Genomic DNA, 23,871 nt, shown 5'->3' with positions numbered 1-23,871 from the left:
ATGCATTGCTTGCAACCATACACACCGACAATCTTCGATGGTCCTTGCCCGCCCACCGTCGCGGGACCTTACGCGGTACGGATGCCGCCTAAGAGCCTACACGGACGTACTTGCGGCGTGTCCCGCGATGGTGGGCGGGCAAGGGCCCTGCAGCGAAGTTACAGTTCAACCGCTCTGCAATTGATCTATCCGCACTCTCCAGTCAATTCAAGACAACCGAGATTTCGAGTAGTAGCGTCCTGAGATGCAGTCAAACGCTAGCTAGTCGGGTGCGCGGCGCCCTCGCCGCTCGCGGGACACGCCGCAAGTACGTCCTTGTAGGCTCGGTGGCGGCATCCATGCCGCCACACGGTCCCGCAATCGGCGAGGACACCGCACTAGAGAGTGGATCGGTGGTCGTGTGAAAAGCTGCTTGTTACTCGGGTTGAATCGGGAAGCTGATCGGATGCGCCATTACCGAGCAACGCACGTCATGCACTGCTTGCAGCCATGCACACCGACCATCTTCGATGGTCATTGCCCGTTCACCGTCGCGGGACCTTATGCGGCATGGATGCCGCGTAAGAGCCTACAGGGACATACTTGCGGCGTGTCCCGCGATGGTGGGCGGGCAAGGGCCTTGCAGCAAAGCCACAGATCAGCCGCTCTCCGTCTACGACCGACCCGACCTGACGGACTAAAACTTCAAATCCACCCGCGCATACCAGAAACGCCCACCGGGGATGTCGTAGGTGGAGGCGTCATAGCCATTGAGTGAGCACGACAGGCAGAGCGGCGGATCCTTGTCGAAGACGTTGTTCAAGCCGGCCGTGAGCTGCAGCCCCTTGAGCCAATCGACGCGATAACCCAGCTGTGCATCGTGGTAGGTGATCGCATCCAGGCGATTGGTACCTACGGCTGGATCGGAACACACCGCAAATTCCACCGCATCGCCGCATTGTTCGGTGAGTTTGGAGATGTGGCGCGCCGTCCACGATGCGGTCCAGTTTCCCAGCGACCAGTCCAATACCGCGTTGCTGGTCCATTCGGGGATCGCGCTGTCCACCACTTCGATGCCCGGCCCCTGCGGCTGGCGCTGCCCTGCCGCACCGAGTGCCTCGTAGCGGCCCACGAAGGTGTTCTGCCAAGACAATTTGAAACGGCCAAGCGCCGTCTCCGGCAAGGTCCAGAACAGGTCCACATCCCAACCGTCGGTCTTGATCGAACCCAGATTGGTCAACCGATTGTTGAATGCATTGATGCCGCCGGTCGAGGCGCGCCCGATGCCATTGCAATACAGCGCGTCCAGGGTATCCACGCACAGATCCAGCTGGGTTTGCGCATTGATCGCCTGGATCGCGCCGTCGACATGATGGCGATAGAAGGTCATTTCCAGATCGAGGCGGTCGGACCAGCTGGCATTGCTGGCAAAGCCAGGACTGAACACAAAGCCGGCACTGAAGCTGCGCGAACGCTCCGGATCCAGTTGCTCGTTGCCGCCGGTGGTGACCGAGATCTGCTGGTTGGCCTGTTGATAGCCGGCCGGCACACCGAGCGATGCGCAGTTCGCGGCGCTGCCGCGCGGCGCGGTGCCGCCCAGCCCGATCGAACACGGATCGGACAACTGCAGATCGGCGCGCGCGGCCGAACCGAACAGCTCGCCGATGGTCGGCGCACGGAAGCCCTCTGCATAACTGGTGCGCAGCACCAGCTCATCGGTGACCTGCCAACGCAAGCCGTACTTTGGCGTGAACTCACCACCGAAAGTGGAGTAATCAGAATAACGACCGGCGATATTCAGGTCGAGTTTGTCGCCCAACGACGAATTGGCGAAGATCGGGATATTGAGTTCGAGATAGGCCTCGTTGACGTCGTAGCTGCCTGACGTCGGCAACGACGGCACACCGTTGTAGCGCCCCGCCACGGTGAGCGGATCGGGTTGGTAGGACCCTTCGTATTTGCGGTATTCGTAGCCGGTGGCGAACGACACCGCACCACCGGGCAACTGGAACAGCTCGCTGCTCAGATTGGCGGTGAACAGGCTCAACTCGTTCTGGCTGCGGTCGCGCACCACCGGCTGGATCCAGCGCAACATCTCCGGCGTGATGCTGCCGGCACCGCTGAAGATATCCAGTGGCACGCAGCCGGCCACCGCCGCGCACGCGGCCGGATCACCCAGGCCGAGGTTGATGTTGTAGAGGTTGTAGCTGCCGTAGTTGGTCTGTTCGGCCTTGTTCTTGCTGTACATGCCGTTGATGTCCCAGAACCAGGTGCGCGCCGCACCTTCGAAGGTGCCCACCAGACCGGTGCCGAAGTATTGCGTGTCGACCTGCTGCTCGAAACGGCGCGCCCCGCCTTCCACCGGGCGGCGGCCGATCTGGATCAGGTTGGTAGCCGAGTTCAGCTCGAAGCCGAACGGATTGAACGGATTGAGCGCCGAAATCACGATGTTGTCGGCCAGCGGATTGCCGGTGCCGGCATCGGGGCCGAGAAAGATCGGCTCGGGCGCGGCCTGGTTGGTCGACTCGCGCCGGTTGCCCAGCGCCTTCACGTACCACTGCACGTCGTCGTTGAAGTAATAGCGAAATTGCGCGAACACGCCCTTGCGCTCGGACGGTGTCAGCAACAGGTTCTGTTCTGCAAAGTTGTAGCGGTCTGCGGTGCCGAAGCAGTGGTAATCGTCGCTGCGTGTACAGCCGGCGCTGCCGTCGTATTGCGGCGTGCCGACGCCAGCATTGGGCGTGAGGTTCTGGCGCACGCCGGTATTGGGGTCGACGAACTGGAAGCGACCATCGGGCGTTGCCGAGCTGGCAAAGGTCAGCCCGGTGCCCGGGATCGGGAAGCGGGCCTGCGCGCGGTCGCGTGCGTAGATTGGATCCTGCTTGACGTAGCTGGCGCCCAGAAACAGGCTGAAATCCTCGCCACTGGTGCCCCAGGCCAGGTCCATGCCCTGGTTGGCGCCGTCGCCCTTGCCGTACTGCCCGTAGTTGAGCGTGACCTGCGCACCGTCGAAGCTGCGCCGGGTGATGATGTTGACCACGCCGGCGATCGCATCCGAGCCGTACAGCGACGAGGCGCCGTCTTCGAGCACCTCGATGCGCTCCACGATCGCCAACGGAATGGTGTTGAGATCGGTCGACGAGCCCACGCCGGAGGCCGAGGACTCGTTGACCCAGCGGATGCCATCGACCAGGACCAGCACGCGCTTGGAGCCGAGATGGCGCAAATCCACCTGCGCCGAGCCGGCGCCCACGCCGCCGCCATCGGGCGGGAAGCCGAAGTTGCCCGACGAGTTGAACTTGGCGTTGAGCGCCGAACCCGATGCGGTGAGTTCCTGCAGCACCTCGCCGATCGAGGTCAGGCCGGTGCGTTCGATGTCGGCGCGGTTGAGCGTCTGGATCGGCACCTGGCCCTGCAATTCTGCGGTCTTGATGCGGGTGCCGGTGACCTGCACGCTGTCGAGCGTGCGCGTACTCGGGGTGGCCTCGGGCTGTTGCGCCCAGGCGAGTGTGGGAACCAGACACAACGACAACTGCACGGCCAGGCATGACCGCGGGGAGCCAATCAGACGCTTCATCCTTTCTCTCTCCGGAAGGACTTGCTAAGTGTCCGCACGCCCCCGTGCCCTGCGGTCCGTCCCAACTTTTAAACGAAACCTTAACGCCCCGCAAGCCAACCATGCAGGCAGTGAGAGACGCTTTGCATTGCGCGCCGGGCCGCAGACCAAGACCGCGCGCCAACGGGACGCATCTGCGCCTAGCGGCGCATGTCGCTGCCGACAGCGCTGGCGGGCATCGATCTTGTGCGTATTCACTCAGGCGCGCAGGCGCGCTTCGGTATCATCGCGCAATGACTTATGCCCCCCGTCTTGCCACTGTTTTCGTCGGCCTGCTGTGCCTTGGCAGCACCACGCTGCATGCCCAAAGCCTCGACCCGCAACTGACCGCCATGCGCGATGCCATCGCCGCCGCAGAGCGCGGCCAGTCCGATGCCGGTCAGCTCGGTGCCCTGAGCCGTCACCCGCTCTATGGCTGGCTGGAATTTGCCACGCTCAAACGCAACATCGACAACGTCTCCAACACGCAGGCGCAGGGCTTTTTGCAGCGTTATGCAGGCCAGCCGGTGGCCGACAGCTTCCGCAGCACCTGGTTGCCGGCAGTGGCGCGTCGTCAGGACTGGACCACGTTGCTGACCAACTGGAAACCCACCGACAACGTCGGCCTGCGCTGTGCGCAGCTGACCGCGCGACAGGCAACCGGCAAGCTGGATGCGCAGTGGAGCCGCGATGCGTTGACGTTATGGCGCACCGGCAAGGGCCTGCCCGATGCCTGCGATCCGGTGGTCGCCGGGCTGGAGTCGCGCGGCGAGCTCACTCCGGCGCTGCGCTGGGAGCGCGTGGAGGCGGCCGCCGATGCACAACTGCCTGCGGTAATGCGCACGGCCGCACGCGGTCTGCCGGCAGCCGATCTGGCCCTGGCCAACGACTACGCCGCGTTTCTGGACAAGGTGCATCCGCGTGCATCGAGCTGGCCCAGGACCGAGCGCAGCCGACGCATCGCGGTCGATGGCCTGGCCAAGCTGGCCAAGAGCGACCCGGATGCGGCCGAGCAGCAGCTGCCGCAGCTGGCCAGCGCGCTCGGCTTCAGCGAGGCGCAGCGCGGCCAGGTGCTGTACCAGATCGCGCTGTGGACGGTGGCGTCGTACCTGCCGGATTCGGCGCGTCGCCTCAATGCAGTGCCCGATGCCTCGTACGACGAGCGCCTGCACGAATGGCGCGCGCGCGAGGCGATGTCGCGTGGCGACTGGCCAGCGGCATTGGCGGCGATCCGCAAGATGCCCGCCACCCAACGCAGCGATTCGCGCTGGCAATATTTCGAGGCGCGCCTGGCCGAGAAGACCGGCGCGGCCGCGGCCGCGCAGCCGCTGTATCGCGCAGCCGCGCAATCGCCGACCTTCCACGGCTTCCTGGCCGCCGATCGTCTGCAGCAGCCATACCGGCTGTGCCCGTGGGAGCCCAAGGACACCCCGCAGGCCAAGGCCGCCGTCGCGCGCGATCCGGCGTTGCTCCGCGCCATTGCCTTGTTCCAGATCGACCGCCCCGGTTGGGCCGTGGCCGAGTGGAACGATGCGGCGAGCCGCTTCGACGACACCCAGCGCCGGCTGGCGGTGCAGGTGGCCAGCGAGAATGGCTGGTTCGATCGCGCAGTGTTCGCGCTCGGCAAGCAGCCGGACGAACAGCGCCTGTATGCATTGCGCTTTCCGCTGCATCACGACGACAGCATTCGCCGCGAAGCGGCCAAGAACGCGATCGACCCGGCCTGGGTGGCAGCGGAGATCCGTGCCGAAAGCATCTTCAATCCGCGCGCCCGCTCGCCTGCGAACGCGATGGGCCTGATGCAGGTATTGCCGGGCACGGGCGCGGCCGTGGCCAAGGGCATCGCCCTGCCCGGTTATGCGGGCGCCACCAGCCTGTACGAGCCGGACACCAACATCGCCATCGGCACCGCCTACCTGCGCCAGTTGCTCAATACCTACGGCCTGCCCTACCTCACCATCGCCGCCTACAACGCCGGCCCGGGGCCGACCGGGCGCTGGCAATCGCAACGGCCCAACTTCGAGCCGGATTTCTGGATCGAGACCATCAGCTACAAGGAAACCCGTGAGTACGTCGCGCGCGTGCTGGCTTTCAGCGTGATCTACGACTGGCGGCTCAACGGCGACATGCTGCCGCTGAGCGATCGCCTGATGGGCAAGCTGGTGGACAAGCGCCTGAAACCGGTGTGCACGCCAGGCCAGGCGACCAATAACGCGGCGCAGGACTGAGCTCCAAGTTAGCTGCCGAGCATGGCGGCTGGATGAGGTGATCGTGCTTGCGCGGTTGCAGGGTTTGTCTTGGCCTGGGGCGCAAGCTAGGCGATGCCGCTCTGGTACTCGCCTTTCGGTACGCTCCTAAGCTTCGGGCTTTGAGGCTTCAGACTCTCAAGCTCTGAAGCTCTGAAGCTCTGAAGCTCCGAGGGCTCCGAGGGCTCCGAGGCTCCGAGGCTCAGAGGCTCTGAGGCTCTGGGGCTAACCAGGCTTTCTCGACGTTGCGCTGTTTCGGTGCATCGAAGGCTCGGGTCGTCGAGGGCGCGGTGCCCTCACCGCTTGCGAGACACGCCGTGAATCCGTCCGTGGAGGCTCGGTGGCGGCATCCATGCCGCCACACGGTCCCGCAACCGGCAAGGGCACCGCACCAGAAAGTTGGTCGGTAGTCACGTGAAAGCAGCTTGTTGCACGACGTGCATTGGACGTTGGCCGTTGGGCCGGGCAAGTACATCACTATCCAAAATGCATATCACGCACTGCTCTTGCCCATACGTACCAGACATCCCGACTGGTTGCCGCTCGACGTGCATCGCGCATTGAACCGGCGCATCGGCATCAAACAACGCGCATCAAGCATTGCGCTTAGCTGTGCACACCGACCATCTCGACTGGTCCTTGCCCGCCCACCGTCGCGGGACCTTACGCGGCATGGATGCCGCGTAAGAGCCTACATGGACGTACTTGCGGCGTGTCCTGCGAGGGTGGGCGGGCAAGGGCCCTGCAGCAAAACCACACATCACCCCGCTCTACAGCTGATCTATCCGCAAAGCCGTACTGCCTTGCGACATGTCCGCGATGGTGGGCGGCAAAGGCCCTGCAGCCAAGCCGTGGATCAGTCGCTCTACGACGCACGCACCGCATCGGGCATCATGTCGCGATGAAGATCTATCTTGTTGGCGGCGCAGTCCGCGATGCCCTGCTTGGCCAGCCCGCTGGCGACCGCGACTGGGTGGTGGTCGGTGCCGATCAGGCGCAGATGGAACGCCTGGGCTTCAAACCGGTGGGGAAGGATTTCCCGGTGTTCCTGCATCCGCGCAGCAGTGAGGAATATGCGTTGGCGCGTACCGAGCGCAAGTCCGGGCGCGGCTATCGCGGCTTCGTGGTGGATGCCGATCCTTCGGTGACGCTGGAAGAGGATCTGCTGCGCCGCGACTTCACCATCAACGCAATCGCACGCGATGAGGACACTGGCGAGTTGTTCGATCCGTATGGCGGCGCGCGCGATCTGCAGGCGCGCGTGCTGCGGCACGTGGGGCCGGCCTTTGTCGAAGATCCCGTGCGCGTATTGCGCGCTGCCCGCTTCATGGCACGCCTGGCACCGCTTGGTTTCACTGTCGCGCCCGAGACCGCAGCACTGATGCGCGAGATGGCCGCCAGCGGCGAGCTGGACAGCCTGGTGCCCGAACGTGTGTGGCAGGAATTGCGCCGCGTGCTGGAGAGTGCGCAGCCGTCGGCATTCCTGCGCACGCTGCACGATACCGATGCGCTGCGCGTCATCCTGCCCGAGATCGATGCACTGTATGGCGTGCCGCAACGTGCCGAGTTTCATCCCGAGGTGGATACCGGCATTCACCAGGAAATGGTCAGCGACATGGCCGCGCGACTGGCGCCCGGCGACGCGCTGGTGGGCTTTGCCGCATTGACCCACGACCTGGGCAAGGCACTCACACCAGCGGAAGAATGGCCGCGCCACATCATGCACGAACAGCGCGGCGTCGCCCCACTGCAGACATTGTGCGAGCGACTCAAGGTGCCACAGGATTATCGCCAGCTCGCCATCACCGCCTGCCGCGAACACTTGAACGTGCATCGCCTGGCCGAACTGCGCGACCGCACCGTGCACGAGCTGCTGGTGCGCTGCGACGCGTTCCGCCGCCCCGAGCGCATCGCGCAACTCGCGCTGGTCTGCGAAGCCGACAAGCGTGGCCGGCTGGGCAGCGAAGACGCGGCGTATCCACAGGGCGAACAACTCAAACGCCTGCATGCCGCTGCGCTGGCCATCAATGCGCGCGACCTGGCTGCACAAGACCTGCAAGGCCCGCAGATCGGCGAGGCATTGGCGAAGGCGCGGATTGCGGCGATTGCGGCCGCAAGAAAGGCCGGCACATAGCCGATGCATCGCGCATACCGTTGTCGAAACGCGACAGGGATGTAGCCGTGCCAAGCAAAGCGTTGCTGCAGCGATACCGGCTGGCGAAAGATCCGCCGGCTAATGTCAGCGATTCATGGCAACCGCGAGCCGCCGCCATTGCAACGAGGCGGCTGCCCAAGAGCAGCCGCCCGGCCGACGTCACAGCTTGAAATTCAGGCTCAGCATGAAGGAGCGGCCGTTCTTGTAGATGTAGTACGGCTGGTTCTTGTTGCCGATATAGCTGAAGTAGGTTTCATCCAGCAGATTGGTGGCTTCCAGCGCCACGCGCAGGCGCTCGGTGGCCTGGTAGCCGAACGAGGCATCGACCTGGGTGAATGCATCGGTCATCTGCTGGCCGTTGAGGCGGCCGATCTGGGTGAAGTATTCCGAGCGCCAGCCCAGATTCACCCGCGCGCTCCATTTGCCCTGCTCGTAGTACGGGCTGATGTTGTAGGCGTTGCGCGAGTTGTACGGCAGGCTGTAATCGCCGTCGGTCTTGGAATCGGAATAGGTGTAGTTGGCCACCACGCCGAACCCGTTGCCGAAGTTGTGCTGCAGGTTGAGCGCAACGCCGCGCACCTTGGCATCGCCAGCGTTGGTCGGCACGGAGGTCTGATAGGTGCTCGAGCCGCCGGTGGCGTTGTTGAAGAACACCCGGTCTTCCACGGTGGTCAGGATGTAGTTGGAGATATCGCGCGAGAAGAACTCGCCGCTGAGCAGGCTGCTGTCGGAGAAGTACCACTCCAGCGATGCGCCCAGGTTGGTGGACTCGTACGGACTCAATCCAGGATTGCCCGTGGACGCAGTGAGCGTGGTGTCGTCGGTGGCCACGTACGGGGTCATGTTGGTGTAGCGCGGCCGTGCGATCACCTTGGAGGCAGCAAAGCGCAGCATCAGATCGTCGCGCAGGTCGTAGGCGATGTTGAAGGACGGCAACCACTTGCCGTAGCTGTTGAGGAAGTTGACCGGCGTATAGCCCCCACCGGGCGCATAGCTGAAACCATCGGTGGAATCGCGGGTGTGCACGTAACGCACGCCAACGTTGCCGCGATAGCGCTCGCCGGAAAAATTGCCCTGCAGGAACCAGGCGCGGTTCTGTTCTTCGATGCTGTAGTTGCCGGCGTAGCTGATCGGCAAGCCGTCATCGCCTTCCAGGCCACCGATGTACTGGCTGATGGAGCCGCTGTTGATGGTCGACCAGCGCTGCATGTCGGCGCTGGTCGACAAGCCGTCCAGATAGCCCGACGGCGTGGTGCCCGGCGAGAACGCGGCCAGCGTGCTGCCGTCGTTCGGGGTCCAGGTGCGGCTGTAGGAGGACTGCCCGGTGGCGTGATTGGTGAGCTTGATGCCGGTCAGGATCTGGGTGAACGGCCCCCACTCCACCGCATGGTCGAAGTCCAGCTGCAGGTAGCGTTCCTTGTCGTATTGCGGGCTGTGGCTGGCCGAGGCATTGTTGAGCTGCATCGCCGCCGCGTTGGTGGGGTCGGTGCTGTAGTCCATCGCGGTGCGGCGCCCGTCGATGTTGTAGCTGTAACCGGCGAGGTTGCGGAACTGGATGCCGTAGATGCGCTCGGCGCCGCCCTGCGAACTGGTGTAGCCCACCTGGCTGGACGCATTCCAGCCATCGCCATGCCAGTCGGCGCGTAGATGGATGCTGCCGGTGCTGACCTCGCTGTTGCGCAGGTAGCCGTCCAGGTAGGTGTTGGACTGGTCGCCGAACGTACCCGAGGTCGCCACGCCATTCTCGAAGCCCAGCGCCTGCGCATCGCCGGGGGTGGAACCCCAGTAGCCATAGCGGCTCTGGTTGTAGTTGTCGAAACTCTCCTTGACGTACAAACCGGTCAGGTTGAGCTCGAAATCGGCATCCGGCTTCCACTGCAGCGCCGCGCTGACGCCATCGCGCTTGCGCGTCTGCTGGAACAACGCGGTGTTGATCGAGGTCGGAAACACGCCGGTGTTGTTGCCGACCACAGACGCCGGGAACCCTGCGCCTTGCACATTGTCGTAGCCGAAGATCTCCACGCCATCGCGGCGCAACACGCGCTGCGAATGCATCACCGAGGTAAGCACACCGAGCGTTTCATCCTGGTTCTTCCAGCTGTACAGCGCCGAGGCATTCGGCTTGCCCTCCTCGGAGCGATCGTTATAGCCGTAGCTCACCGTGCCGGTCAGCGTATTGCGCTCAAGATCCAGCGGCTTGCGCGTGTGCACGATCACGGTGCCGCCGATCGAGCCCTCGTCGATGCGTGCCTCCGGTGTCTTGTAGACCTCCATCAGGCCGACCACTTCCGGCGCCAGCGTGCTGTAGTTGAACGAGCGGCTGTCCGGGTCGTTGGGATCGCCGCCCCAACTGGTGGAGGCAATGGTCTGGCCGTTGAGCAGCACGCGATTGAGTGCCGGATCGGTGCCGAGGATGCTGACCTTCTCGCCTTCGCCGAACTGGCGATCCACGGTGATGCCGGACAGGCGCGACAGCGACTCGGCAACGTTGGTGTCGGGAAATTTGCCGATGTCCTCGGCGCTGATCGCATCGACGATCGCATCGGCATTGCGCTTGACGTTGAGTGCCTTGCCGAGGCTGGCCTGATAGCCAACGACCTTGACCTCGTCCAGCGTGGACACCGAGGGATTGGTTTGCGCGGGCGCCTGTTCCTGCGGGGCTGCAGCCTGCTCCTGCGCACCCGCAGGCAACGCGGCAATACCTGCCAGGGCGGCGCCACCGATCAACAGACTGCGGACTGCAGTACTCAACGGCGTGCGCCGCAGCGGGTGTGCATGACAGAACAGGTGACGGGACAACTCGAACACACGGGAAGACGGCATTGCGTAGACCTCTTGACGGATGTCAGGTGGCAACCATGTGGTTGCACGACAACGCGCGATGCGCGTGACATGCCCGCACTCCGTCCCCTGTGCCGGATGCGAGCAGCGTCCCGCACCGCCGTAGCGGCATGCGGGTCAGCGCCAGTCCGACCAGCGGCCGGACGACAACGCTTTCAAGATTTCAGAAGTGGCTCCTGCTCGCTGACAACGTTATCAGCGAAGGTGCCTTTCGCAGCCGGGCCTGTCAACTCGCTGCCACAAAAGCCCAGTTTCATGCCTAAAACCGCACCGACAATGCAGATATTGGAATGACAGCGTGATCGCGATCGCATTCATCTGTTTCGATGAGCAGACCACTGCGCGTAGCGGCCTGATGCCACAAGGCTGCGCAGCCGGATGTTGCGATGCAGGGCGTGTTGCAGGCTTTGATGTGGTGGATGGTGTACGCAGCGCCTTGCCAAACTACCGCGATTGCATTGCTGACGTGCTGCAAGTGCATGCGGCTGCAGTCATCGTCGAGCGTCTACTGCAACGGAAAGCGCGTCGGTTGCACTACGTGTTGCGTGACGCCGGAAGCGCCCGAGTTCTGCTTGGCCGCTCCATCGTTCGACACTGATGCCTTTCCGGAGCTTGGCAAAAGCACGCCCTGCACTCGCGCACGCACGCTCATGCTCCAGCGTACCGACAATGGCGGTCCACCGCAGCCACGACCGCAAACAAGGTTTCAAACGCATCGCGCCGCACGAACAGGTTCGTGCGGCGGCGTGCGGACTTACTCGCGCTGCCCGGCGACCCAGGTGGCGAGTACCTGCACGTCGGCATCCACCAGCACCAGATCGGCCTGATAGCCGGGTGCAATGCGGCCCAGGTGCTGGCCCAGGCCGATGCATTGCGCCGGATAGGTGGACGCCATGCGCGCGGCTTCGGCCAGATCCACGCCCAGCCACTGCACGCTGTTGCGCACAGCCGTGGCCATGTCCAGCGCCGAGCCGGCCAGTGCGCCGTCGGCATTGCGTACCACGCCGTCCACGGCGGTGATGGTTTCGCCGTACAGGTCGAAACTGGGGCTGTCGGCACCGACCATCGGCATGGCGTCGGTGACCAGCAACAGCTTGCCGCGCGGTTTGGCGGCCAGCGCCACGCGCAGGCTGGCCGGGTGCACGTGCACGCCATCGACGATGATGCCGCACCACACATCGGGGTCTTCCAACGCGGCGCCGACCGCGCTGGGCTCGCGCCCGGCCAGTTGCGACATCGCGTTGTACAGATGGGTGAAACCGCTGACGCCGGCGGCAATGCCGTCGCGCGCCTGCTCGTAGCTGGCCGCGGTGTGGCCGGCAAACACGATCGCGCCGCCGGCGACGAAGGCGCGGATGTCGTCCAGCGGCACCCGCTCGGGGGCGAGCGTGATCAGGGTGACGCCGTTGTCCAGCGAGGTATCGACGGCAATCTCGTGCGCGTCGGGCAGGCGAAACTTGTGCGCGTCGTGCGTGCCCTTGCGGGCCGGGCTCAGGTACGGGCCTTCCAAATGGATACCGAGCACGCCGGGCACGCCTTGCGCGATGGCCTGGCGCGTTGCTTCGATCGCCTCGGCCATCACCTCGGCGGTGTCGCTGATCAGCGTCGGCAGCATGCCGGTGGTGCCGTAACGGCGATGCGCGGCCGCAATCGTGGCCAGCGCCTGCGGGTCGCGCGCGTTGTTGAACAACACGCCACCACCGCCATTGACCTGGATATCGATGAAGCCGGGCAGCAAGGTGGCGCCGCCCAGATCCACGCGCGTATGCGCCTGCGCAACGCGCGCATCGTCGGCCGCCACCACCGCCTGGATCTGCGTGCCGGCCAGCAGGACCACCAGCCCATCCTGCAAGCCATCGTCGGTGAGCACGCGTGCATTGCACAACGCTCGAATCGGGGAAGCATCCATGTTCAAACGGTTTCCGTGACCTTGTTCAAATGCGGCGGCAGATCGGGATTGTTGCCACGCTGCAGGGCCAGCGCGTTGATCGCGCGGTAGAAGCTCTGCACGGTCAGCAGCGGCGCGCTGGCCGGATGTGCCGCATCCACGAGCGGCAGGTCGCCATCGGGAGCGGCCAGCCATACCTGCGCGCCACGCGCGCGGAATTCTGCGGCGAGCGCACGCGTGCCGGCGCCGGTTTCGTCGGGCTGGGCGAACACCAGTACCGGGAAGCCCGGTCCTACCAGCGCCATCGGGCCGTGTTTGACCTCGGCCGAGCTGTACGCCTCGGCATGCAGGCCGCAGGTCTCCTTGAACTTCAGCGCCGCTTCCTGCGCCGCGCCCAGGCCCAGGCCGCGACCGAGCACGAACAGGTTGTGTGCCGGCACCAGGCCGGCAGTGAGTGCGGACCAGTCGGCCTGCCAGGCGGCGCGCAACTGCTGCGGCAGTGCCTCCACCGCCGCGAGTAGGGCCGGATCGTTCTTCCACACTGCGCCCAGGTGCAGCAGCGCAGCCAGCGAGGCGAGATAACTCTTGGTGGCGGCAACGCTTTTTTCCGGGCCTGCGCCCAGCGGGATCACCACCTCGGCCAGCTGCGCCAGCGGCGAATCCTCGACGTTGACCAGCGCGACCACGCGCGCGCCGGCCGCCTTGGCGGCTTCGGCATTGCGCAGCAGGTCCGGGCTCTTGCCCGATTGCGAAATCACGATGTACAGCGCGCCGCGCAACTGCAGCGGCGATGCGTAGACCGAGCCCACCGACGGCGATGCAGAGGCGGTCACAATGCCCAGTTGTGTTTCGAACAGATACTTGGCGTAGGTCGCAGCGTGATCGGAACTGCCGCGTGCGCAGGTCACCACGAACGGCGGCGGCGTATCGCGCAGCGACTGCGCGAGGGCGGCGACGGTGTCGGCATTACGGGCGAACTGTGCGGCGACCACATCGGCGGTCTGCGCCGCCTCGCGGAACATCAAGGTCTCGGTTTCGGTGGGAAGGCTCATCGTGCTCAGGCGGATTCGGGAGGAAGGGATTTGGCGGACGGCGTCTGCGCCGGTGCAGTGGAACCGCGCACCACCAGCTGCGGCACGAAGCCGCGGTTCTGCAATTGGGCGGGCTGGTCGTCGTAGGCATCGCTGCGCAGCTGGCTGATCAACAGGCGTGCGGCATGCCGCGCGATGTCGTCGGTGGCCTGCTTGGCGGTGGTCAGGGCCGGCCAGGACTGGCGCGAGAACGGGCTGTCCTCGAAGCCGGCGATCGACAATTGATACGGCACGTTCATGCCGGTGGACTTGGCTGCAGCCAGCACGCCCGCGGCGATTTCATCGTTGCTGCCGAAGATCGCGGTCGGCGGCTCGCGCAACGACAGCAGCCGGCGCGCGCCACGGAAGCCGTCGTCGAAGGTGTAATCGCCGGGAATCACCAGGTGCTTGTCCAGGGTGATGCCGTAGTCCTTCAACGCGGCCTCGTAACCGGCGTAGCGCTCGCCGCTGGAGCGGTGCTGCGGGCCACCCCACAGGAACCCGATGCGTTGATGGCCCAACTGGACCAGATGCTCGGTGATCTCGTAGGCGGCAGCGCGGTCGTCGATATAGACGCAGGGGCCGTCGCCCGGATCGTCGGTGGCGGCGATGATGCGCACGCTCTTGATGCCGCGCGCAGCCAGGCCGGCCATCAGCTCGGGGCGCTCGGACATCGGTGCGGTCAGCACCACGCCGGCCAGCCGCGAGCGCTGCACCCATTCGGCCAGTTCTTCGGCCAGCAATGGCGAGGTGGAATCGCAGGGATGGATCTGCAGGCCGAAGCCGGTTTCGCGGCAGGCGGCCAGCACGCCGTTCTGGATGCCGATGATGTGATACGGGTTGGGATTGTCGTAGACCAGGCCGATCACGAACGGCGTGCCGCTGCGCAGGTTGCGCGCGGACGGATCGGGTTCGTAGTCGAGATCGGCGATGGCGCGCAGCACGCGCGCGCGCGTGGCCTGCATCACCGACGGTTCGTTGTTGATCACGCGCGACACGGTCTTCAACGAGACCTTGGCGCGCTCGGCGACATCTTTGATGGTGGGCCTGCGCATGGGTGTGCCTTGTTCGTCGGAACGCATCATGCTGCCTGGTTCACTTGGCCTGGGCCGGCAGGCCCACACGGTAACCGCGCAGCGAATAGAACAGGATGTAGAGATAGCACGGCACCATCAGCGCAGCGAACACGACCTGGAAGTCGTAGTGCTGTTTGAGAATGGCGAACAGCTGCGGAATGATCGCGCCGCCGGCAATGCCCATGACCAGCAAGGCCGACCCGATTTCGGTGAAGCGGCCGAGCCCGCGAATGGCCAGCGGAAAGATCGCCGGCCACATCATCGCGTTTGCAAAACCGAGCGCGGCCACGAAGCCCACCGACACATAGCCGTGGGTCAGCAGCGCGCCCAGCGAAAACAGCACGCCCAGCAGCGCCGACACGCTCAGGTAGCGCGCCTGCGAGATCACACCCGGAATCAACGCCAGGCCGACGATGTAGCCAACCAGCATCGCGCCCAGCGTGTAGGAGGTGAAGATCTTGGTGCTGTCCAGCGGCAGATTGAAGCCGTGGCCGTAGGTACCGATCGCGTCGCCGGCCATCACTTCCACGCCCACGTAGACGAACAGGCACAACACGCCCAGCCACAGGTGCGGGAACTGGAAGATGCTGGACTTCTGCACGCCAACCGCGCTGCCGGGCGTGGCATTGGCCTCGGAGGCCCGCAGCTCCGGCAGCGGCGAGAACAGCACACCGATCGCCAGCAACAGCAGCACCCCGGACATCACCAGATACGGTGCGTGGATCTTGGCGGCGAAGGCCGTGAGCAACTGCTGCTTGGTCGCCGCATCGGCGCTGGCCACCTGCGCGGACAGATCGCCGATGCCGTGCAGCACCAGCGAGCCGATCAGGATCGGCGCCAGAATGCCGGCGATCTTGTTGCAGATGCCCATCAGCGCGATCCGCCGCGCCGCGCTCTCGATCGGCCCGAGGATGCTGATGTACGGGTTGATCGCCGTCTGCAGCAGCGCCAGGCCGCTGCCGATCACGAACAGGCCGCCCAAGGCGCCCGGATACCAGCGCTGGGTGGCGAACTGGCCGAAGCCGGCCGCGCCCACCGCCATCACCACCAGGCTCAGCGCCAGCCCCTTCTTCATGCCGGTGCGCTTGAGGATCCACGACGCCGGCAGCGCCAGGAAGAAGTACGACAGGTAGAACACCATCAGCACCAGGAAAGCATTGACCTCGTTGAGGTCGAACGCCAGCCGCACGAAGGTGATCAGCGGCCCGTTGATCCAGGTGAAGAAGCCGATGATGAAGAACAGCACGCCGACGATGGCGATCGAGACAACGGGATTTGCGGGCCTGGCGGTAGTCATGGATCGGCTGGCTCTTGAGTTGTCGGTTGGGGGGCGCCGCGCTGGATCAGCGACGCAGTTCGGCGACGAAATCGTAGAAATCGTTGTGGCAATAGGTGTCGGTCAATTCGATCGCGCTGCCGTCGCGCGCATAGCCCACGCGCACCACATGCAGGATCGCCTCGCCGGTCTTCATGCGCAGGTGTTCGGCCAGCCGCGCGGGCAAATTGATCGCGCGGAAGTACTGCAGCGCGCGCACCACCGGGGTGCCCTGCGCATCCAGGTAGCTGTAGAGCGAATCGCCGATCTGCTGCGGGTCGGCGACGATGCGCTGCGGCAACACCGCATGCTCGTAGGCCATGACCCGGTCGTCGGCGCTGCGCAGGCGGGTCAGCGAGGCCACCGCCGCATCCGGCGACAGGCCCAGCCGCAGGATCTCTTCGCCATGCGCCGGACGCAGCCGCCGCTCCAGCCAGCGCGTGCCGGGCTCGTAGCCCTTGATGCGCAGCGTCTCGCTGAAACTGGTCAGGCCGCTGAGCTGGTGCTGGATCTGCGTGGTGACGAAGGTGCCGGCGCCCTGCCGGCGCGAGACCAAACCCTGTTCGACCAGCACGTCCACGGCCTGGCGCAGGGTCACCCGCGAGATCTGTAGCCGCTCGCACAACTGGCGCTCGGCCGGCAGCGCCTCGCCGGCCTTCCAATGCGCGCCGCGGATCTGCTCGTCCAGCTTGCTCGCCAGTTGCAGATACAGCGGCGTCGGCGCGGAGGCATCCAGCGTCAGCGCGTCCATCCGGGGGTCGGTGTCCGTCCTGGCTTCGGTTTTCGGTTTGGCCATTGCCTGTCCTCCGGACCGACTTGGATTCGTTAGGTCCAATATAGTACCAATTTGCCCAGCGCGCATTAGCGGCTGTGGATTATTGGGAGCGGTGACGGGCCCTGGCTGACCCAGGCATCCACCGCGCCAGTCATGGGCGGGTATGCATGCCGATCAGCGGGCCGGTGCCGGGCTGCGTCACCCGTTGCCGGGTCGGGCAATCACAGCCGCAGATACCAGCGCCGCCGATCCATCCACCAGCCTACGCACCAACACAGCAGCGTGTAGCTCAGCGCGCACAGCAGCGAGCCGAGCGGGCCCGGCGCAATGGTCTGGAACACGCGGATGCCGGCCCAGGCGTACAGGTCCAGCCCGGAGCTGCCGGCCGGGAGCAGCCGCAGCACCACCACGAACAGTTCGGAGAACAGGTAGATCGCCAGCGGGTTGCGCCCCAGCACGGTGAAGAAGCCGCTGCCGCCGCTCCAGCCGCGCAACTCCAGCAGGTAGACAAGGACGCCCAGCGCCAGCAGATCCAGGCCTACCGTGCAGGCGACGAACGACCCGCTCCAGAGCTTCTTCGACAGCGGCCAGGCCGGGTGCCAGAGCAATGCCAGCAGCACCAGCCCCGCGCCCGCCAGCAACAGGCTGCGCGTGGCGGCACCGGTCTTGCCGTGCCGCTGCAGGAAGCGCCCGCCCAGATAGCCGGCCAGCACGTTGACCGTGGCCGACAGCGTGCCAAGCAGGCCCTCGGGGTCGAAGCCGCCATCCTTGCGATACAGGTGTGCGCGCCCGTACAGCCACAGGTCCAGCCGGGTGCCGGCGTTGCCGGTCTTGCTCAGCTCCGCACCGGGCTGGCCAAAGACGTACAGCAATGCCCAGTAGCCCAGCAGCAGCGCGACGCAAACCGGCGCGATAGCGCGTGGCGGCAGATAGCGCACCAGCAGCGCTGCGAGCAGATAGCACAGGCCGATCCGCTGCAGCACGCCGGTCAGGCGGAGTTGATCGACTGCAGTGAACGCCCATCCACCATCGGGCTGCGGGTGGAAGAACGGAAACCAGTACATCAGCACGCCGCACATCACGATCAGCGCGGCGCGCTTGCCCACGCGGGCGAGGAACTGCCGGTGCGGCGTGCCGGTGGCCAGCGCAAAACTCATCGCGCTGCCGACTGCGAACAGGAACGAGGGAAACACCAGATCGGCAAGCGTGAAGCCGAACCAGGCCGCGTGGGTCAGCTGCGCATATGGCTGCGCGCCGGGCCCGGCGGTGTTGACCAGGATCATCAGGAAGATGGTCAGGCCGCGGAACACGTCCAGCGACAGGAAGCGTTCGCGCCTGGGTGCTGCGGTTGCAGCGCCAGTTGCAGCGTGGAGTGTCTGTGCGCTCATCGCAGTTCCTTACCCAGCGACTGCAGGTGGCGGCGGCGTGCGGACGTGCTGCCAGTGGCGAGCGTCGTTGCCTCGGTGCGGAGGCGCTGATGTCGGGCCGCGATGTGCAATATGGATCTGCTCATTGGGCAGTACCTTGCGTGGTGCCGCGAATGGCACCGTGCGCCATCCCTTGCACGTCGCCTTGGGCAATGGCTTGCGTTGCACTGTGCGTACTGCCTTGCACATTGCGTTGCATGGCGCTTTGCAAGCCATCAGGCGCATCCACCTGCGCCAGCAAGCTGCGTAGCAGTGTCAGGGGGTCGCGGGGTGGCTGTCGCTTCGGCAGCGCGTCCTGCGCGGCCCATTGGCGCTCCCACGCGGCAAGCTGCGCGTTGACTGCCGCTGCGTCGAACGGTGTGCCCGCCTTGCGTGCGGCGCGGTATGCGCCAAGAAAGCGCGTCCAGCGCTGCAGATAGAAATCCGCGTACATGCCCTGCCATGCCTTGGATGCGTAATCGGCCAGATTGCCGTCGCCGCCCCAGATGCTGACCTGCGCACGCGCATTGCCGACATAGGCACGCCGCAGTGCGGCATCGTTGCCGGCGGCCGCGGCGGCCTGGCCGGTCCAGTCGGCCAGGGTTTCGTGCTGGCCGCCGACCAATGCATCCAGCCCCTGCACCAGTTGCGTGGTGCGCGCCAACAGCGCATCGCCGCGCGCGAGGTCGCCGGCGTCGTAGGCCTGCACCACCGCCTGCAATTGACGGTCGGCGTGCAGGCTCAGGTAATGCCGCGCGTCTTCGATCAGGTCGTAGCGGTACAGCGGCGCATCCGCATAGTGGTGGGCCTGCTGCAGCAATGCGTCGATGGCGCGGCGCAGGCGTTGCGGATCGCCGGGGCGGTCGTCAAAGCCGACGATGTCGGCGGTCGGCCGCTTGAACAGCAGATACGCGCCGGCGCGCTTGTTCCACCAGCGCGGCGACCAGTAGCGGGTCTGGTAGATACCCGCTTCCAGATCCGACCAGGCCTGCAGCAAGGCCGCATCGCTGCGGCCGTAGCGCGCGCGGGTGTATTGGCTGAGCCATTGCGACCAGGATTGTTGCGGGCCCTCCCAGGCCAGCGCGTAGAGATAGTCGTAAACCACCGAGTTGCTGTGCAGCCCTTCCGGGAACACGCCAAAGCCGCGCAGATTGCGTTTGTCCGGATCGGCCAGCAAGGCCTGCAGATCGTGTCGATAGAACGCGAAATCGCCGTACAACGGATTGCTGGCGCCGTAGTTGTGCACGTAGCCATAGATCCACTGTTTGTTGTCGAACGCCTGCGCCGCCTTCCAGGTGCCGGGGTAGCGGTCGTTGCCGATGTCCAGCACCATCAAGCGCGCATCGGGTACCTTGCCGAGAAACGCAGCGATCGCCTGCGGTTGCCAGAACGCGCGGTCGGCACCGAACAGCCAGCCCTGCATCACCCAGGTGGCCTGCGGATTGACCTGCGCGATGGAGCGATACAAGGCCTGCCCGTACTCGGCCAGGCGTGCATCGCGTTGCGCCGCCGGCACCGCCTTGGCACGTGCGGCATCAGAGTTGGCGATGCTGTCGCCGTACTTGGCGGCGGCCACGTCGCTGCCGTCGTCGGCCACCGGTGGCAGCATCTCGTTGAAGGCGTCGGCCAGATAGAACTCGCCTGCACCGTAGGCCTGCGTGTACAGCTCCAGGAACCGGCGCGCGACCTTGGCGAACAACGGATCGCGCGGATCCAGCCAGTAAGTTTCGTGGAAGCCTTCCCAGGCGCGCATGCGGTAGATGCGCGCATTGGGATGCGCCTGCGCGAATGCCTTGGGCACGTAGCCGGCAAACGCCGGCAGCACCGGTTGCATGCCCAGCTCGCGCATGCGGGTGAGGATCTGCGTCTGCAGCACGCGCTTGCTGTCGATCCATTGCTGCGGCAACGGTGCGCGATAACCTTCGATATTGCCCATGCGCTGCCACGGGGTGAATGCGGGGCCGGAGAAATACTCCGCCAGCGCGTCATCGCCCACGTCGAACTCGCGCCACAGCGCCTGCCAGATCGCCTCCTGCCCTTCCATCGCCAGCGGCATGTCGATGCCGTGCAACGCCATCCAGTCGATCTCGCGCTGCCAGCGCGGCCAGTCCCAGAACGGCGTGGTGTAGCCGTAGGTGCAGGTATTGAGATAGGCGCGATGGGCAAACGGCGTGCGCACCTGGCCGCTGCTGTAGGCCGGCCATTGCGCCGGCAGCGCCACGCGGTCGCCTTCCCAGCTCATCGAGGCCGCACCGGCCTGGCCAAGATAGGCGTAGGCGCCACGCGCCAAGGCCACCTGCGAGGAGCCGGCAATGCGCACCGTGTCGCCGCCGGCATCGATGCGATACCAGTCCGCGCCGTCGCCGCGCGGTGCCACGCGCATCTCGAACTGGGCGGCGCGTGCGCCGATCAGGCGTTGCAGCACCGCCTGTGCGGGCGGTGTGGCCAGCACGGTGAGGGGAATGGCGAGCAACGCGCTCAGCACTGCGCCGGCGAACAGCCGCGCGGGCGAGGACGGGAAGAACGATGAGGTAATCATGGCGAGTTCCGATACTGCACGGTGACGACGTCGTGGAATCCAAACGGTTGATCCGCAGCGACCTGCAGGATCACCGCCAGCGTGCGCGCGCCGGTCGCGGGTGCAAGCGCCAACTTGATCGGTGTGCCGGCCGCCGCTTGCGTCACTGCACGGCCATCCAGAAACACCTGCGCCGGCCCGCTGAGGCGGCCCAGGTCGAGCATGCCGCCGTGAGCCTGCACGCCCTGCCACGGCGTGAACCGGGTGCGGTACAACACGTAGCCGGCGCGTTCGGGCGCGGTTTCCAGGGTGCCGGGCAACGTGTTGCTCCAGCTGTTGTTGTCGTTGGGGCGGCGCGAGAGATCCGGTGCCGGCGGCTGCGCGAAGGCGGCGGTGTGGCGCCAGCTCTCGACCACCATCACCGGCGCCACGATCGGCACCGCGGCTGGCAACGGCACCGCCACGCACGTGATCTCGATCACCGCATCGCGCACGCCTGCGCTACGCGCCTGCAGCCGCAACACGCCGGCGCCACGCCCGGCCTGCACGATCGCCTGCGCCAGCCCGTTGAACAGGGCCACTTGCATGCCCTGATCGGCGGCGTGTGCATTCGGGTCGCCATTGCCAACCCCCAGCAAGCGGCCGCCGCTGACCTGCAGCGTCAGCATTGCATTGCAATCGGGCACGTGGCGACCTTGCGCATCCACCGCTTCCAGGGTCACCGGCTGCGCATCGCGGCCATCGCCGCGTAACTGGGGGCGGTCGGGCGTGAGCCGCAGCGCGACAGGCGTGCCGGTGGTTTCCACCCGCGTACGCGCCACCTCGCGGCCGTCGCGCCAGGCCACCGCTTCCAGCACGCCCGGCGCATAGTCCACCTGCCACTGATTCATCTGCGCGCGATCCACCGCCTGTTTGCCCAGTGAGCGGCCATTGAGCCACAGCTCCACCTGCGCGGCATTGCAGAACGCCATCACCTTGAGCGGCCGGCCCTCGCGACCGGGCCAGTTCCAGTGCGGCAACAGGTGCAGCACCGGCACGTCGTCGATCCACAATGCGCGGCGCAACCAGTAGGCCCCCTTGGCAAATCCGCATTGATCCATGATGCCGAAGAACGCGCCCACCGACGGCCACTCGAACGGTGTGGGTTCGCCGCGATAATCGAAGCCGGTCCACACGAAACTGCCGGCGACGAAGGGCCGTTCGGCAATCAGCTGCCAGGCGCGGCGGTGGGTGTTGCCCCAGTCCGCGGCCAGGCTGTCGTCTTCGGCCACCACGTGTGCGTCCAGATCGGTGAACCACGCGCCGCGGGTCTGGAACGCGCTGGTGTCCTCGCTGGACAGCATCGGCGTGCGCGGCCGCGCCGCATGCACACGGTCGTAGTTGTACTGGCGATAGTTGAAGCCGAGCACGTCCACCACATCGGCCGCGCCACGGGTGGCGAACATGCCGTCGTTCATGCCGGCGGTGATCGGGCGGCTGTCGTCGAGCGCGCGCACGGCGCTGGCAGCGCGCGCCATGATCGCGTAACCGGTGGCGGTGCCCTGCAGCGGCTCCTCGTTGAGCAGCGACCACAGGAACACGCTGGGATGGTTGCGCTGGCGCCGCACCATGTTCTGCAGCAGCGCCACATACTCGGGTGCGGGATTGAACAGCCTGTTCTCGGCCATCACCAGCATGCCGAGCCGGTCGCAGGCCTGCAGTAGTTCCGGTGCCACCGCGTGATGCAGGCGGATGGCATTGCAGCCCATCGATTTCAGGCGCTGCAGGCGAAACGCGTGCAAGGCATCGGGCAGCGCCACCCCGACGCCGGCATGGTCCTGATGCAGGCATACGCCCTTGATCTTGAGCGGGCGGCCATTGAGGAAGAAGCCGTGGTCGGCATCGAAGCGCAGGCTGCGAAAGCCGATCTCGCACTCGGCACGGTCGCTGCGGCCGTCCGCGCCACGCACGCTGGCCTGCACGCGATACAGCACCGGCGTGTCCACGCTCCAGCGCTGCGGATGCGGCACCGACATGCTGATGGCCGCCTGCGCGGTGCCGAATGCAGCCACGCGCAGTTGCGTCTCGCCACTCGCCACGACAGCACCGTTTGGGTCGCGCAGCGCTACATCCACCCACGCCTCGGCAGCCTGTTCGCCGCTGTTGACCAGCTCCAGCTGCACCGGCAGCTGCCAGAGATCGCCCGGGCCTTCGTGCGGCACCGACGCCAGGCCATCGCCGGCGATATGCAAGAGCGGACGCAGCACCAGCCAGGTGTGCCGGTAGATGCCGCCGCCTTCGTACCACCAGCCATCCATCGCCTCGGCATCCACGCGGATGGCAATGCTGTTCAAGGCATTGCCGTAGCGCGCGACCGGCGTGAGATCGATGACCAGCCCGTTGTAGCCGCTCCAGCTGCGCGCCATCAGCATGCCGTTGACCCACACGCTGGCATGGCTGGCGATGCCGTCCAGACGCAGCTCCACCGCCTGGCCGCGCACGGACTCGTCCAGCCGCAGCGTGCGCCGGTACCAGGCAATGCCGCGCGGGCGATAGCCCTGCGCGATGTTGGCGTCGGCACGCACCGTCTGCTCCACCACGAAGTCGTGCGGCAGTTGCAGCTGTCGCCAGCCGGTGTCGTCGTAGTCCGGCGCCGCTGCACCCCAGGCACGGCCGGCCTTGGCGTTGTCGTAGGTCTCGTCCTGTGCCAGCAGGCGCGGCGGCGGCAGATCGCCGGCATGGAAGCGCCAGCCCTCGTCCAGATCCAGCCATTGGCCGCCGTCATTTTTGGCCGATGGCGACGGTGCGGGACGCGGCTTGCCGGTATTGCCAGCACGTGCAGTTGCAGCGCTCGCGGTGCCGGGTACCAACGCGGGCACACCGAGCAACGACGAGGCGCAGACGCTGCCGGCCAGGAACTCACGCCTGCGCATGGCAGCGCCTGATCAACGCCATCGCGTGCGCACCACGTGGCAGACGCCACGCAGTCACGTCGGCAGCCACTATCCGACGTGCCGGCAGAGCCTCT

General features: G+C 65.9%; 13 protein-coding genes. 3 read left to right on the top strand and 10 right to left on the bottom strand.

Translation table 11 applies throughout. The features are described from left to right. Nucleotides 1-676: 676 nt before the first annotated feature. Complete coding sequence (locus tag ABQY74_RS04110) at nucleotides 677-3,556, bottom strand: TonB-dependent receptor (protein WP_349794190.1); 2,880 nt, start codon at nucleotides 3,554-3,556, stop codon at nucleotides 677-679. A 272-nt stretch (nucleotides 3,557-3,828) separates the two neighbouring features. Here ABQY74_RS04110 and ABQY74_RS04105 point away from each other — a divergent pair, with 272 nt between their 5' ends. After that, entirely contained in the window at nucleotides 3,829-5,802 is a 1,974-nt protein-coding gene (locus tag ABQY74_RS04105) for a transglycosylase SLT domain-containing protein (protein ID WP_104624448.1), read from the top strand. Between the two features lie 919 nt (nucleotides 5,803-6,721). Further along, nucleotides 6,722-7,954, top strand: a complete 1,233-nt coding sequence (locus ABQY74_RS04100) for a multifunctional CCA addition/repair protein (protein ID WP_349794189.1) — start codon at nucleotides 6,722-6,724, stop codon at nucleotides 7,952-7,954. Nucleotides 7,955-8,134: 180 nt separating this feature from the next. Here the strand turns inward: ABQY74_RS04100 and ABQY74_RS04095 are convergent, their stop codons facing one another. After that, the gene (locus tag ABQY74_RS04095; protein ID WP_349794188.1) at nucleotides 8,135-10,798 is read right to left on the bottom strand and encodes a TonB-dependent receptor; all 2,664 of its coding nucleotides are present in this window, start codon (nucleotides 10,796-10,798) and stop codon (nucleotides 8,135-8,137) included. 316 nt (nucleotides 10,799-11,114) lie between these two features. Here ABQY74_RS04095 and ABQY74_RS04090 point away from each other — a divergent pair, with 316 nt between their 5' ends. Then, nucleotides 11,115-11,414: a hypothetical protein gene (locus tag ABQY74_RS04090; protein ID WP_184230167.1), complete on the top strand. Its 300-nt coding sequence runs from the start codon at nucleotides 11,115-11,117 to the stop codon at nucleotides 11,412-11,414. A 156-nt stretch (nucleotides 11,415-11,570) separates the two neighbouring features. On the opposite strand, the gene nagA is transcribed toward ABQY74_RS04090, so the two are convergent. From nagA to galA, 8 genes are all read right to left on the bottom strand, one after another. Then, nucleotides 11,571-12,725, bottom strand: coding sequence for an N-acetylglucosamine-6-phosphate deacetylase (nagA, locus tag ABQY74_RS04085; RefSeq protein ID WP_349794187.1), 1,155 nt, complete (start codon nucleotides 12,723-12,725; stop codon nucleotides 11,571-11,573). 2 nt (nucleotides 12,726-12,727) lie between these two features. Then, nucleotides 12,728-13,756, bottom strand: coding sequence for an SIS domain-containing protein (locus tag ABQY74_RS04080; protein WP_016900885.1), 1,029 nt, complete (start codon nucleotides 13,754-13,756; stop codon nucleotides 12,728-12,730). A 5-nt stretch (nucleotides 13,757-13,761) separates the two neighbouring features. Continuing rightward, nucleotides 13,762-14,829 carry a LacI family DNA-binding transcriptional regulator gene (locus tag ABQY74_RS04075; RefSeq protein ID WP_024940298.1) on the bottom strand — a complete coding sequence of 356 codons (1,068 nt, stop codon included), beginning with the start codon at nucleotides 14,827-14,829 and terminating at the stop codon, nucleotides 13,762-13,764. 40 nt (nucleotides 14,830-14,869) lie between these two features. Further along, nucleotides 14,870-16,147 carry a sugar MFS transporter gene (locus ABQY74_RS04070; protein ID WP_039523493.1) on the bottom strand — a complete coding sequence of 426 codons (1,278 nt, stop codon included), beginning with the start codon at nucleotides 16,145-16,147 and terminating at the stop codon, nucleotides 14,870-14,872. 46 nt (nucleotides 16,148-16,193) lie between these two features. Continuing rightward, nucleotides 16,194-16,916 carry a GntR family transcriptional regulator gene (locus ABQY74_RS04065; RefSeq protein WP_161961201.1) on the bottom strand — a complete coding sequence of 241 codons (723 nt, stop codon included), beginning with the start codon at nucleotides 16,914-16,916 and terminating at the stop codon, nucleotides 16,194-16,196. A gap of 245 nt (nucleotides 16,917-17,161) precedes the next feature. Further along, complete coding sequence (locus ABQY74_RS04060; protein WP_349794185.1) at nucleotides 17,162-18,328, bottom strand: heparan-alpha-glucosaminide N-acetyltransferase domain-containing protein; 1,167 nt, start codon at nucleotides 18,326-18,328, stop codon at nucleotides 17,162-17,164. 121 nt (nucleotides 18,329-18,449) lie between these two features. Then, a complete protein-coding gene (locus ABQY74_RS04055; protein WP_349794183.1) occupies nucleotides 18,450-20,885 on the bottom strand; it encodes an alpha-N-acetylglucosaminidase in 2,436 nt (811 codons plus the stop codon). Next, entirely contained in the window at nucleotides 20,882-23,776 is a 2,895-nt protein-coding gene (gene galA / locus ABQY74_RS04050) for a beta-galactosidase GalA (protein ID WP_349794181.1), read from the bottom strand. The genes ABQY74_RS04055 and galA overlap by 4 nt, the downstream gene beginning before the upstream one ends. Nucleotides 23,777-23,871: the final 95 nt, after the last annotated feature.

This window comes from Xanthomonas sp. WHRI 7064 (assembly GCF_040202355.2).
GTDB lineage: Bacteria > Pseudomonadota > Gammaproteobacteria > Xanthomonadales > Xanthomonadaceae > Xanthomonas > Xanthomonas arboricola.
This window is presented reverse-complemented; position numbering and strand designations above follow the sequence as displayed.

Bases quoted from the DNA above. Each gene is read 5' to 3' on its own strand.
- ABQY74_RS04100 (WP_349794189.1), top strand. From the start codon at position 6,722: ATGAAGATCTATCTTGTTGGCGGCGCAGTCCGCGATGCCCTGCTTGGC.
- galA (WP_349794181.1), bottom strand. From the start codon at position 23,776: ATGCGCAGGCGTGAGTTCCTGGCCGGCAGCGTCTGCGCCTCGTCGTTG.
- ABQY74_RS04075 (WP_024940298.1), bottom strand. From the start codon at position 14,829: ATGCGCAGGCCCACCATCAAAGATGTCGCCGAGCGCGCCAAGGTCTCG.
- ABQY74_RS04110 (WP_349794190.1), bottom strand. From the start codon at position 3,556: ATGAAGCGTCTGATTGGCTCCCCGCGGTCATGCCTGGCCGTGCAGTTG.
- ABQY74_RS04080 (WP_016900885.1), bottom strand. From the start codon at position 13,756: ATGAGCCTTCCCACCGAAACCGAGACCTTGATGTTCCGCGAGGCGGCG.
- ABQY74_RS04070 (WP_039523493.1), bottom strand. From the start codon at position 16,147: ATGACTACCGCCAGGCCCGCAAATCCCGTTGTCTCGATCGCCATCGTC.
- ABQY74_RS04065 (WP_161961201.1), bottom strand. From the start codon at position 16,916: ATGGACGCGCTGACGCTGGATGCCTCCGCGCCGACGCCGCTGTATCTG.
- ABQY74_RS04105 (WP_104624448.1), top strand. From the start codon at position 3,829: ATGACTTATGCCCCCCGTCTTGCCACTGTTTTCGTCGGCCTGCTGTGC.
- ABQY74_RS04055 (WP_349794183.1), bottom strand. From the start codon at position 20,885: ATGATTACCTCATCGTTCTTCCCGTCCTCGCCCGCGCGGCTGTTCGCC.
- nagA (WP_349794187.1), bottom strand. From the start codon at position 12,725: ATGGATGCTTCCCCGATTCGAGCGTTGTGCAATGCACGCGTGCTCACC.
- ABQY74_RS04060 (WP_349794185.1), bottom strand. From the start codon at position 18,328: ATGAGCGCACAGACACTCCACGCTGCAACTGGCGCTGCAACCGCAGCA.
- ABQY74_RS04095 (WP_349794188.1), bottom strand. From the start codon at position 10,798: ATGCCGTCTTCCCGTGTGTTCGAGTTGTCCCGTCACCTGTTCTGTCAT.